The organism is Streptomyces sp. NPDC046862 (genome assembly GCF_040704615.1).
Lineage (GTDB): Bacteria > Actinomycetota > Actinomycetes > Streptomycetales > Streptomycetaceae > Streptomyces.
The window spans coordinates 157,637-168,084 of sequence record NZ_JBEYXP010000026.1 but is presented as its reverse complement, the minus strand read 5'-3'; the positions used below and the strand labels follow the sequence as shown (position 1 = coordinate 168,084).

Annotated in this window: 13 protein-coding genes; 5 read left to right on the top strand and 8 right to left on the bottom strand. The window is 71.9% G+C overall.

The window, feature by feature from the left end; translation table 11 throughout:
• Positions 1-45: 45 nt before the first annotated feature.
• Positions 46-351, top strand: coding sequence for a DUF6332 family protein (locus AB0959_RS27780; RefSeq protein ID WP_366829310.1), 306 nt, complete (start codon positions 46-48; stop codon positions 349-351).
• Here the strand turns inward: AB0959_RS27780 and AB0959_RS27775 are convergent.
• The 3 genes from AB0959_RS27775 to AB0959_RS27765 all read right to left on the bottom strand — a co-directional run bounded on the left by AB0959_RS27775 (position 312) and on the right by AB0959_RS27765 (position 3,182).
• Positions 312-977, bottom strand: a complete 666-nt coding sequence (locus AB0959_RS27775) for a response regulator transcription factor (protein WP_366829309.1) — start codon at positions 975-977, stop codon at positions 312-314. The genes AB0959_RS27780 and AB0959_RS27775 overlap by 40 nt on opposite strands.
• Complete coding sequence (locus AB0959_RS27770) at positions 974-2,296, bottom strand: sensor histidine kinase (RefSeq protein WP_366829308.1); 1,323 nt, start codon at positions 2,294-2,296, stop codon at positions 974-976. The genes AB0959_RS27775 and AB0959_RS27770 overlap by 4 nt, the downstream gene beginning before the upstream one ends.
• Before the next feature lie 130 nt (positions 2,297-2,426).
• Positions 2,427-3,182: a TetR/AcrR family transcriptional regulator gene (locus tag AB0959_RS27765; protein ID WP_366829307.1), complete on the bottom strand. Its 756-nt coding sequence runs from the start codon at positions 3,180-3,182 to the stop codon at positions 2,427-2,429.
• Positions 3,183-3,426: 244 nt separating this feature from the next.
• On the opposite strand from AB0959_RS27765, the gene AB0959_RS27760 reads away from it, so the two are divergent.
• Positions 3,427-3,882: a nitroreductase/quinone reductase family protein gene (locus tag AB0959_RS27760; protein ID WP_366829306.1), complete on the top strand. Its 456-nt coding sequence runs from the start codon at positions 3,427-3,429 to the stop codon at positions 3,880-3,882.
• A gap of 24 nt (positions 3,883-3,906) precedes the next feature.
• Here the strand turns inward: AB0959_RS27760 and AB0959_RS27755 are convergent, their stop codons facing one another.
• Positions 3,907-5,112, bottom strand: coding sequence for a geranylgeranyl reductase family protein (locus AB0959_RS27755; RefSeq protein ID WP_366829305.1), 1,206 nt, complete (start codon positions 5,110-5,112; stop codon positions 3,907-3,909).
• Between the two features lie 195 nt (positions 5,113-5,307).
• Here AB0959_RS27755 and AB0959_RS27750 point away from each other — a divergent pair, with 195 nt between their 5' ends.
• Positions 5,308-6,672, top strand: coding sequence for a dipeptidase (locus AB0959_RS27750; RefSeq protein WP_366829304.1), 1,365 nt, complete (start codon positions 5,308-5,310; stop codon positions 6,670-6,672).
• Between the two features lie 30 nt (positions 6,673-6,702).
• Here AB0959_RS27750 and AB0959_RS27745 read toward each other — a convergent pair whose 3' ends face one another.
• Positions 6,703-7,740 (bottom strand): NUDIX domain-containing protein, encoded by a 1,038-nt coding sequence (locus AB0959_RS27745; protein WP_366829303.1) that lies wholly within the window; start codon positions 7,738-7,740, stop codon positions 6,703-6,705.
• 262 nt (positions 7,741-8,002) lie between these two features.
• Here AB0959_RS27745 and AB0959_RS27740 point away from each other — a divergent pair, with 262 nt between their 5' ends.
• Entirely contained in the window at positions 8,003-8,437 is a 435-nt protein-coding gene (locus AB0959_RS27740) for an ATP-binding protein (RefSeq protein ID WP_366829302.1), read from the top strand.
• 72 nt (positions 8,438-8,509) lie between these two features.
• Here the strand turns inward: AB0959_RS27740 and AB0959_RS27735 are convergent, their stop codons facing one another.
• A complete protein-coding gene (locus tag AB0959_RS27735; protein WP_366829301.1) occupies positions 8,510-9,046 on the bottom strand; it encodes an ATP-binding protein in 537 nt (178 codons plus the stop codon).
• Between the two features lie 155 nt (positions 9,047-9,201).
• On the bottom strand, positions 9,202-9,567 hold the full coding sequence (locus tag AB0959_RS27730; protein WP_366829299.1) for a PRC-barrel domain-containing protein: 366 nt from the start codon (positions 9,565-9,567) through the stop codon (positions 9,202-9,204).
• A gap of 128 nt (positions 9,568-9,695) precedes the next feature.
• On the opposite strand from AB0959_RS27730, the gene AB0959_RS27725 reads away from it, so the two are divergent.
• Entirely contained in the window at positions 9,696-10,130 is a 435-nt protein-coding gene (locus tag AB0959_RS27725) for an SsgA family sporulation/cell division regulator (protein ID WP_366829298.1), read from the top strand.
• Positions 10,131-10,188: 58 nt separating this feature from the next.
• Here AB0959_RS27725 and AB0959_RS27720 read toward each other — a convergent pair whose 3' ends face one another.
• The gene (locus AB0959_RS27720) at positions 10,189-10,422 is read right to left on the bottom strand and encodes a DUF5133 domain-containing protein (protein WP_366829297.1); all 234 of its coding nucleotides are present in this window, start codon (positions 10,420-10,422) and stop codon (positions 10,189-10,191) included.
• Between the last annotated feature and the right edge of the window lie 26 nt (positions 10,423-10,448).

Genomic DNA, 10,448 nt, shown 5'->3' with positions numbered 1-10,448 from the left:
GCCCCGCCCGCCCCCCCCCCCCCCCACGCCTGTGAAACTGTCGGGATGAGCGAATTCGGGGGACGGCGCTCTCAGGCGCAGCGTGACGCGGTCACCGTCGAGATCGGATACGCGCTGTGCAGCGCGGCGTTCGTGGCGGCCGTACTGTTCGGGGCCGTGGCCGGACCGGCGTTCGCCCTCGGCCTGTCGGCCGGGACGCGCGGCACGCTCGTCGGATTGGGAGCGACCGCGGCCGGCGTGCTGTTCGTCGCCCGCGTCGTCAGCGTGCTGGTCCGCTTCGGGCAACGGGAGGCCGCCGGGGACGAGGCCGCTCAGCCCAGCCAGCCCGGCCGCACCAGCCCCGACTCGTAGGCCAGCACGACCAGTTGGGCCCGGTCGCGCGCGCCCAGCTTCACCATGGTGCGGCTCACATGGGTCTTGGCGGTCAGCGGGCTGACGACCAGGCGGCGGGCGATCTCCTCGTTGGACAGGCCGATGCCGACGAGGGCCATCACCTCCCGTTCGCGCTCGGTGAGTTCGGCGAGCGACGCCACCGCCGCGGGCTCCTTCGAGCGGGCCGCGAACTCCGCGATCAGCCGGCGGGTCACCCCCGGTGAGAGCAGCGCGTCGCCCTCGACCACGGCCCGTACCGCGCGGACCAGTTCCTCCGGTTCGGTGTCCTTGACCAGGAAACCCGACGCGCCGGAGCGAATGGCCTCGAAGACGTACTCGTCGAGCTCGAACGTGGTCAGCATGACGACCCTGACATCCTTCAGGCCCTGGTCGCCGGTGATCCGGCGGGTCGCGGCCAGCCCGTCGAGGAGCGGCATCCGGATGTCCATCAGGACGACGTCGGGCCGCAGTTCACGGACCCTGCGCAGCGCCTCCTCTCCGTCGGCGGCCTCCCCGTCCACCTCGATGTCGGGCTGCGCGTCGAGGAGCGCCTTGAAGCCTGCGCGGACCAGTGACTGGTCGTCGGCGAGCAGTACGCGGATCACCGGTCCTCCTTGACCTCGTGGGACCCCCCGGGTTCGAGCGGCAGCACGGCGAGCACCCGGAACCCGCCGTCGTCACGCGGCCCCGCCTCGATCGTGCCACCGAGGGCGGCGGCCCGCTCCCGCATTCCGGCAAGGCCGTTGCCGCTGCCACCCGCGTCCGCGCCGGTCGCCGGCCCGTCGTCGTCGATACGCAACCGCAGGGCTCCCGCCGCCCGTTCGAGGCGCACACGCGCGTGCCGCGACCCCGAATGCCGTACCACGTTGGTGAGGGCCTCCTGCACGATGCGGAACGCGGCGAGGTCGGCGCCGGGCGGGAGCGGGGGCGCCTCCCCCTCCACCTGGACCGTGAGGCCCGCGCCGGCCGCCTGCTCGACGAGTTCGGGCAGCCGGCCGAGGCCCGGTGCCGGGGCACGCGGGGCGTCGCCCCGGGTCCGCAGCGTGTCGAGCACCTGGCGGACCTCGCCCAGGGCCTCCTTGCTGGCCGCCTTGATGGTGGTGAGGGCGGTGCGGGCCTGCTCGGGATCGGAGTCGAGGAGCGCGAGGCCGACGCCCGCCTGCACATTGATCACGGAGATGCTGTGGGCGAGGACGTCGTGCAGTTCCCGGGCGATCCGCAGCCGCTCCTCGTCGGCGCGCCGCCGCGCCGCCTGGGCGCGCTCGGCGCGTTCGCGGGCCCACTGCTCCCGGCGTACGCGGACCAGTTCGGACACCGCGACGATCGCGATGATCCAGGCCGCGACGGGCACCTCCGTTCCCCATGGGGCACCGTCGTCCCCGGACGGCGGCAGCCACGGGTACAGCCAGTGCGCCACGAGCACGTGCCCCACCCAGAGCATGCCGACCGCCGCCCAGGCGGCCTTGCGGTGCCCGGTGACGATCGCGCTGAAGCAGCCCAGGGCGACCGTGAAGAACACCGGGCCGTACGGATACCCGGCCCCCAGATAGAGCATGGCCGCGGCGGCCGTCCCGAAGGCGACGAGCACCGGATACCGCTGCCGCCACAGCAGCAGGCCCGAGCCGAGGAGCAGCAGCACGCGCCCGAACAGGCCGAGAGACGCGCGCTCGCCCTCCTGGAGCTGGGCGGCCGCGTTCGAGCCGACCAGCACGAAGACGGTGACCGGCAGCGTGGAGCGCCACGGCAGCCGGGAGCCCGCTTCATCGCCGGACCGCGCCCACCACGGCGGACCACCCCGCCACCACGGAGGCCCGCCCGACCACCCGTGAGGGCCGTCCCGCCAATCGGGAGGACCGCCCGCCCCCCGTCGCCACGGCGGTCCTCCCCGCTGCGGGCCCGGCGTGCCCGTGCCCTGATCTTCCATGACGGCCACGCTAGACGCCGCCCGCCCTCCGGCGCGTCACCCGAGCGAGGTGATCACACGTACTCCCCGCGAAGTACGTCCTCGCCGGACGGCGCCCCGGGCGTCTCCCGCTGGACGCGCGGATCCCCCGTCAGGACCCGGCCCTGCCGGAACCGCCGCCCGTGCCGGTGGGCCGAGGGAACACCAGCCCTACGTGGTGGGCGAGTTGGCCCGCCGCGTGCCGGAAGAAGGCCTCGCGGTCCTCGACGACGCGGTTGAACTGCCCGAACAGCTCGAAGCTGACCAGCCCGAACAGTTGTGCACAGGCCGCGACGAGCACCGTGACCACGGCGGGCGGCAGATCGGGCGCGAGATCGGCGGCCATCCGCTCCGCCTCCGGCGTGACCTCGGCCGACAGCTTCCACTGGGCCACACCCTTCCCTCTGTGGGCGTCCCGCACGATGCCGACGGCCAGTTGCCAGACCCGCGAGGCCGCGGGCACGGTGGTGTCGGGCGCGGAGTAGCCGGGCACGGGCGAGCCGTAGATCAGCGCGTACTCGTGCGGATGGGTCAGCGCCCACCCGCGCACCGCCTCGCACACGGCGACCCACCGCTCGGCCGGCGCGGCCCCGGCGACCTGGGCGTGCGCGGTCTCGGCGGCCTCGCCGAGGGAGTCGTAAGCGTCGATGATCAGTGCGGTGAGCAGGTCGTCGCGACTGGGGAAGTAGCGGTACAGCGCGGAGGAGGCCATGCCGAGCGCGCGGGCCACAGCGCGGAGCGAGAGCTTGGGCGCCCCCTCCGCGGCGAGGTGTTTGCGCGCCTCGTCCTTGATGGCGGCGGTGACTTCGATCCGCGCGCGGGCACGGGCTCCTTGGGTGGCGGTGCGGGCTCCTTGTGGGGTGCTCATGTTGGGCAGTGTGCCACGGAAGCGGAGCAGCGCACACAAACGAGAGCGGCGAACGCCAAGGAGAGCGGGGAGCACTAATGAGAGCGGCGCTCACAAGCGAGATCGGCAGCACGCGGCAGAAGCGCCGCTCAAAAAAGAGAGCACCGCTCTTGCCTTGGATCGCCGATCTCGTGCACACTCTTCCCAAGCAAGCGAGAGCACTGCTCACAAAAGAGAGCGACGCTCTCGCCCAAAGGAGGCCACCATGTCGTCGTCATCGCCGTACTACCTCAAGGGCAGCCCTCTCAACGTCCGCCTGAACGGCGTGATCGGCTGGCTCGCCCGGCATGGCATCAGCCTCATGGGCTCCGCCGAGATGTCCGTGCGCGGCCGCAAGAGCGGTCAGATGCAGCGCATTCCGGTCAACCCGCACACCTACGAGGGCACGCAGTACCTAGTCTCGGCCCGCGGCCACTCGCAGTGGGTGCGCAACATGCGGGTCGCGGGCGGCGGGGAGCTTCGTGTCGGCAGGAAGGTCCGTACGTTCACCGCGGTGGAGCTGCCCGACGAGGAGAAGCTGCCGGTCCTGCGGACTTACCTGGAGAAGTGGGGCTGGGAGGTCAACCAGTACTTCCAGGGGGTCACGGCCAAGTCCACCGACGAGGAACTGATCGCGGCCGCCCCCGACCACCCGGTCTTCCGGATCACGGTCACGCGTTGAGAGGCGAGGACCCGAGCCCCGGGCCTACCTGTCGAGCTTGGTCAGGACCCGTTGGGCCACCGGACGGCCGCGGACGATCTCGCCCAGCGAGGTCGAGCCGCGCGTGATGTCCATGAAGGCCTTCCAGGCGGGCCGGAAGCCGGTGAGGGCCGCGTGGAAGAGTCCGGGGCGGCGCTGGAAAGCGATCAGCAGCCGCTTGCCGACGCTCATCTCGACGCCGAGCCCCGCCTTGATCGCGAACGCGTAGTTCAGGGCCTGACGCCGGGTGTCCACCGCGTCGTTCGCCTCCGCGATCCGCACCGCCCACTCCCCCGCGAGCCGCCCCGACCGCAGCGCGAACGAGATGCCCTCACGGGTCCACGGCTCCAGCAGCCCCGCCGCGTCCCCGCACACCAGCACCCGCCCCCGCGACAGCGGCGAGTCGTCGGCGCGGCAGCGCGTCAGGTGCCCGGAGGAGACGCTCGGTTCGAAGCCCGCGAGGCCGAGCCGCCCGATGAAGTCCTCCAAGTACCGCTTGGTGGCGGCGCCTTCGCCCCTCGCGGAGATGACCCCCACCGTCAGCGTGTCGCCCTTGGGGAAGACCCATCCGTAACTGCCGGGCATCGGGCCCCAGTCGATGAGCACCCGCCCCTTCCAGTCCTCGGCGACGGTCTTGGGCACCGGGATCTCCGCCTCCAGACCGAGGTCGACCTGGTCGAGCTTCACCCCGACGTGCGCTCCTATACGGCTCGCGCTGCCGTCCGCGCCGACCACGGCCCGCGCGAGCACGGTCTCGCCGCCCTGCAGGACGACGGCGACCGTGCGCCGGTCCGGCACCGCCGACCCGTGCTGCTCGACCCGGGACACGGTGACGCCCGTGCGCAGCTCCGCGCCCGCCTTCTGCGCGTGCTCGACGAGTTGCTGGTCGAACTCGGGCCGGTTGATCAGCCCGAACAGCATCTGCTTGGAGCGGCGGGTGCGCGAGAAGCGGCCGTCCAGCGAGAACGTGACCGCGTGCACCCGGTCCTGGAGCGGCAGTTCGAAGCCCGGAGGCAGCGCGTCGCGCGAGGGACCGATGATGCCGCCGCCGCACGTCTTGTAGCGGGGCAGCTCCGCCTTCTCCAGCAGCAGGACGCGCCGTCCCGCGACCGCCGCCGCGTAGGCGGCCGAGGCCCCCGCGGGTCCCGCGCCCACCACGACGACGTCCCACACCCGCTGCCCGTCGTCCGCCGAAGAGTTCTCGCTGCTCACGATGGTCTGCTGCTCCCGATCCGCCGCCTGCCGACTCTGTTCCCCCCGCATCCTACGGCGGGCATCGCCGCAGGCCACTGTGGGAGGATCGGCAGGCGCATGCGCCCTACACCAGTCGGCGCGTACGCACCTGCGTACCCAGAAACGCACCCGCATACCCAGAAGCACAACGTCGCACCCACGAGGAGCGTGCCCATGTCGTCGAATCCGGTCGCCGAGACCGTCGCCTCGCTGATGCCGCGCGCGCGGCGGGAACTCACCGAGCTGGTGGCCTTCAAGTCGGTGGCGGACTTCGCGCAGTTCCCGAGGAGCGAGAGCGAGGCCGCCGCGAGCTGGGTGGCCGACGCACTGCGCGCCGAGGGCTTCCAGGACGTGGAACTGCTCGACACCCCGGACGGCACGCAGTCGGTGTACGGCTTCCTGCCCGGACCCGAGGGCGCGAAGACCGTGCTCCTCTACGCCCACTACGACGTGCAGCCGCCGCTGGACGAGCCTGCCTGGATCTCCCCGCCGTTCGAGCTGACGGAGCGCGACGGCCGCTGGTACGGGCGTGGTGCGGCCGACTGCAAGGGCGGCGTGATCATGCATCTGCTCGCCCTGCGCGCGCTGAAGGCGAACGGCGGTGTCCCCGTCCACGTCAAGGTCATAGCCGAGGGTTCGGAGGAGCAGGGCACGGGCGGCCTGGAGCGGTACGCCGAGCAGCATCCGGAGCTGCTGTCCGCGGACACGATCGTCATCGGCGACGCCGGCAACTTCCGGGTCGGCCTGCCCACGGTCACCTCGACGCTGCGGGGCATGACCTTGGTGCGGGTGCGGATCGACACCCTGGAGGGCAACCTTCACTCGGGCCAGTTCGGCGGTGCGGCACCCGACGCCCTCGCGGCGCTGATCCGCGTACTGGACTCGCTGCGCGCCCAGGACGGTTCGACGACGGTCGACGGGCTCGCGGCCGACGCGGAGTGGGACGGCCTGCGGTACGAGGACGAGCAGTTCCGCCAGGACGCCAAGGTTCTCGACGGCGTGGAGCTGATCGGCTCCGGCACGGTCGCCGACCGCATCTGGGCGCGGCCGGCCGTCACCGTGCTCGGTATCGACTGCCCGCCGGTCGTGGGCGCGACCCCGTCCGTGCAGGCGAGCGCCCGCGCGCTGATCAGTCTGCGGGTCCCGCCGGGCGTGGACGCCGTCGAGGCGACCAAGCTGCTCGAGGCCCACATCGAGGCGCACACGCCGTGGGGCGCGCGGGTGAGCTGCGAGCAGATCGGCCAGGGGCAGGCGTTCCGCGCGGACACCGCCAGCCCGGCGTACGAGGCGATGTCCGCCGCGATGGCGGTCGCCTACCCGGGCCAGGACATGAGTTACGCGGGCCAGGGCGGCTCGATCCCGCTGTGCAACACCCTCGCTTCCCTCTACCCGGACGCCGAGATCCTCCTCATCGGCCTCAGCGAGCCGGAGGCACAGATCCACGCGGTCAACGAGAGCGTCTCGCCCGAGGAGCTGGAACGCCTCTCGGTGGCGGAGGCACTGTTCCTGCGCAACTACGCGGGCAGCCAGAACGACTAGAGCGACAGGAGGGGGCGCGGGCGGATCCGGTCACACGGGGACGCCCGCCTCCAGGTACAGCGCGGCTCCGCGTTCCCGGGCCCGCAGCGCCCACCGCAGCCGCTCGTACCGTACGGGAGGCAGCAGGTCGGCGGCCTCCTCCTCGGTGACGAAGCGCCAGCCCCGCAGTTCGGGCCCGGGCAGGACCGGCCGCTGGCTCCCGTCGGCGTCGAGGCGCCCGCCGTCGAAGAGCAGGCGCAGCCCGCCGTACCCGGGGGGCGTGGGCTGCTCCCAGTCGACGACCAGCAGCCGGGGTACGTCGTCCAGCCGTATGCCGGTCTCCTCGGCGACCTCGCGCATGCCCGCCCGCGCGGGCGCCTCGCCGGGTTCGACGACGCCTCCGGGGAACTCCCAGCCGGGCTTGTACGTGGGATCGACGAGCAGGACCCGGTCCTGCTCGTCGAAGAGCAGGACGCCCGCGGCGAGGGTCTCGGCGGTGGGTTGGGGGGTCTGCACGATGTCGCACACGGGTACGTCTCCGGTGCGGACGGCCTCGGCGATGTACCGGGCCGTCTCGTACGGAGTCTGGGTGCTGGTGTCGACGAGGTGGGCGTCGGCGGTGAGCCAGGAGCCGAGGGCCGTGTGGTACGGCTCGATGTGGTCGTACGCCCACTGCCGGACCCGCATCTCGCCGTCGGGGAGGTCCGGGGGGACGTCCCGGCCGGCTATTCGCTCGCGCAGGATCGTTTCGGCCGGGGCGAGCACTATGTGCCGCACCGGGATCCGGCGCGAGGCGAGGCCGCCGAAGATCTCGTCGCGGTAGTCCTGGCGCAGCAGGATCATGGGGACGACGAGGGTGCCGCCGAGCTCGGCGAGCAGGGCGGCCGCGGTGTCCACCACCAGCCGTCGCCAGCTCGACAGGTCCTGGAAGTCGCCGACCTCGGCGAGGTGCTTGGCCGGCAGCAGGTGTGTGAGTGCGCCGCCGATGACCTCGGGGTCGAAGAGCGTGCTGTTCGGGATCAGTTCGATCAGTTCCCGTGCGGTCGTGGTCTTCCCCGCACCGAACGCACCGTTGATCCAGACGATCACGGTTCCCCCTCTTCTGTTGGCCCCCTGAGGCCTGCCCGCTTCACCCTGCCACGGAAACCAGCCGCTGATGAGGCGCCGACCACACGGCGCCCATCGGGACGGCTACCCGCCTGCACCGGGGCGAATGCGGATCCTGCGCGTCTCTCGCGTCTCACGGACATCGCTGGATCCGGACGACTAGCCCCGGCCCTGCTGGGAAACAGCAGCGGTGGACGGATAATTCGCTGAACGGATCCGCTGCCGAGGGAGCGGGGCAGGCGAAATGGCGACCGAGCCGCGATGGAGCGACAAACTGCCTTCCGAGGATACGCAGAGGTGCCACGCCGCCTTCGGCGGCGGGCTGGGTGATGTGACCGGGGCCCGACTGGCCACGGAGGAGTTCTTGCGTGCCGTGGCGCGTGCCTCGCCGCCGACGGCTCCCGAGCACTGGGACGACGTTCTGCTCGTCGTCAACGAACTGGCCGCCAACGCGGTCCAGTACGCTCCGGGGCCGTTCGAGCTGACGATGCGGCGCACGTTCGACGGTGTGCACGTGACCGTGCACGACACCAGCACCACACCTCCCGAACCGCGCCCCTTCCACCCCAAACACGGCGGTGGCGGCATCGGATGGCATCTGGTGCACACGCTGTGCACGCAGGTCAGCGTGGTGGTGCGGGACGACGGCAAGGACGTGCACGTGTTCCTGCCCTGGTGAGGTCGCCGGGGTGAAGGCCAGGGGCGACGTCGGTGGCTCCGCTGCGGCGTCGCCCGCTCGCCGGCCGGCGCCTCACCTCAGCGGTACGAGCACGCTGATCGTCTTGCCCCCCTGGGATCGGCGTTCGATGGCGATGTCCCGTGCCAGGCGGATGATCAGCGGCCATCCGTATCCGTTGCCCACGTGGCCGTGGGGCAGCGCGCCCTGGCCGTAGGCGACGGCGGGCACGACGTCGCTGTAGTCGTGCACCCTCAGCCGGAGCCCCTCGCGGGTCGGAGTCACCTCGAACCCGGCGATGCCGCCGCCGTGCCGTATCGCGTTCGTCACCAGTTCCGAGACGACCAGCAGCAGGTCGATGACGGCTTCGTCACTGGCCCGGCGGCCAGGCCTGTCCCAGCGCTCACGCACCACGTCCCGTGCGAAGTGCCGCGCCGACGCGGCACTCGTGACGGCGACCTGCGGCTGCGGCACCCCGCCCCGCGCACCGTCGCCTCTGGCGACGGTGCGCGAACCGGCACGCGGCAGGTAGGTGTCCGCCTGGATGTCCGTGTCGCGGGACGTTCGGGAGAAGGCGCTGTCTCCGCTCGTGCGGTGTTCCACGGGCTTCATCGCTTCTTCGCCCCCGTCCCGGACGCCCCCACTTGTTCTCGTTCGTCACTCATCATCGAATCCCGCATACCCGCTCGCGCCCGAAGCATGGCGTACGGAATCGCCGTGAGTCACCGGACACACCGTCGAGAGGGGGCCGGGCGGGCCGGCCGGCCTCATGTGGCCTGCCGCGGTGGCAGGCCGAGGTGGTGGGCGGCGACCGACTCCAGGTACGCGGAGTCGAGGGTCTCGCGATCCGTTGTGAAGCGGGGAGCCGACCTGATCTCGTCCCGTGTGGACGCCACGGTGATCCTCTCCGCCTCGCTGTCGATGTGCGTGACGAGACCCGCGGGCACCAGCACGCTCTTGCCGAACACCCAGACACCCGTGTCGACGACCAGATGGCGCTCGGGGATGTCGTCGGCCTGCCGGTCCACGTGCCCGATCGTGCCGTCGGCGGCTTCGACGGTGAAACCCGTCAGCACCTGCCCCTCCCTGTGCCCGCTCCGCGGTGCGTACGACCAGATGTCGTCCCGGTCCACTGCTCTTCCTCCTCGGTCTTTCCCATGGGATACCCGGCCGTCCTCCGTTCGGAACAGTTGCCGGGACATCACCCGCGTCATCGGGGTACCTGATCCCTCTCGTCCGCTGTTCCGCCCGGAGGCCTTCCTTGATTCCGTTCGTGCACAGGACCCTGACCGTGCGACTCGAGTCCGCGCCCGACCAGTACGCGCGCGTACTGGCCCACATGAGTTACGACGCGGAGGATCCCTTCGCGGTGACGGCGACCTTCACCCACGCGGGCCGCATCGTCGCCCAGTGGAGACTCGACCGCGAGATGCTGGCCGAGGGCGTGCGGCGCCCCGTCGGCGAGGGAGACGTACGCCTGCGCCCCCAGCGCGCGGGAGCGCGGGGGGAACTGCGCGTCGAACTGTCCGGCGACGACCACGGCCCGGCGGGCCGGCGGTGCGCGGTGATCCTCGCGTCGGCACCCGCCGTCGTGTCGTTCCTCGAGTCCACGTACCGCGTGGTGGAACCGGGCCACGAGGAGGTGGACGTGGAGGAGTTCCTCGCCAAGGTCCTCGCACGGACGGGCAGGCGGTGAGGAGCGGTCCGTACTCGGACGGCTCCTCACCGCACAGCATCGCGACGAACCCGCGGGCTCACGCTCCTACCGGAGCACCGCCGACCGTGGGTTCGTACGCGGCGGCCACCTGACGGCGCGCTTCCTCGAGGGCCCGCCGGACGTCACGGGTGCCCGTCGTCACGCACAGCGTGTAGGCGAGGTCCTGCGCGCGGTGGCCCGGCCGCGACGCCGCCTCCCGGCCCTCCTGGCGCACGGCCTCCTCGTACTCCTCGACAAGTCTGCGCAGGATCACGGGATGGGGCTTCAGCATGGGGCTCCTTCTTCGGTCGGGTTCTG

Coding starts and splice junctions, on each gene's coding strand:
- AB0959_RS27720 (WP_366829297.1), bottom strand. CDS start 10,422: ATGCTGAAGCCCCATCCCGTGATCCTGCGCAGACTTGTCGAGGAGTAC.
- AB0959_RS27780 (WP_366829310.1), top strand. CDS start 46: ATGAGCGAATTCGGGGGACGGCGCTCTCAGGCGCAGCGTGACGCGGTC.
- AB0959_RS27740 (WP_366829302.1), top strand. CDS start 8,003: ATGGCGACCGAGCCGCGATGGAGCGACAAACTGCCTTCCGAGGATACG.
- AB0959_RS27765 (WP_366829307.1), bottom strand. CDS start 3,182: ATGAGCACCCCACAAGGAGCCCGCACCGCCACCCAAGGAGCCCGTGCC.
- AB0959_RS27735 (WP_366829301.1), bottom strand. CDS start 9,046: ATGAAGCCCGTGGAACACCGCACGAGCGGAGACAGCGCCTTCTCCCGA.
- AB0959_RS27750 (WP_366829304.1), top strand. CDS start 5,308: ATGTCGTCGAATCCGGTCGCCGAGACCGTCGCCTCGCTGATGCCGCGC.
- AB0959_RS27760 (WP_366829306.1), top strand. CDS start 3,427: ATGTCGTCGTCATCGCCGTACTACCTCAAGGGCAGCCCTCTCAACGTC.
- AB0959_RS27770 (WP_366829308.1), bottom strand. CDS start 2,296: ATGGAAGATCAGGGCACGGGCACGCCGGGCCCGCAGCGGGGAGGACCG.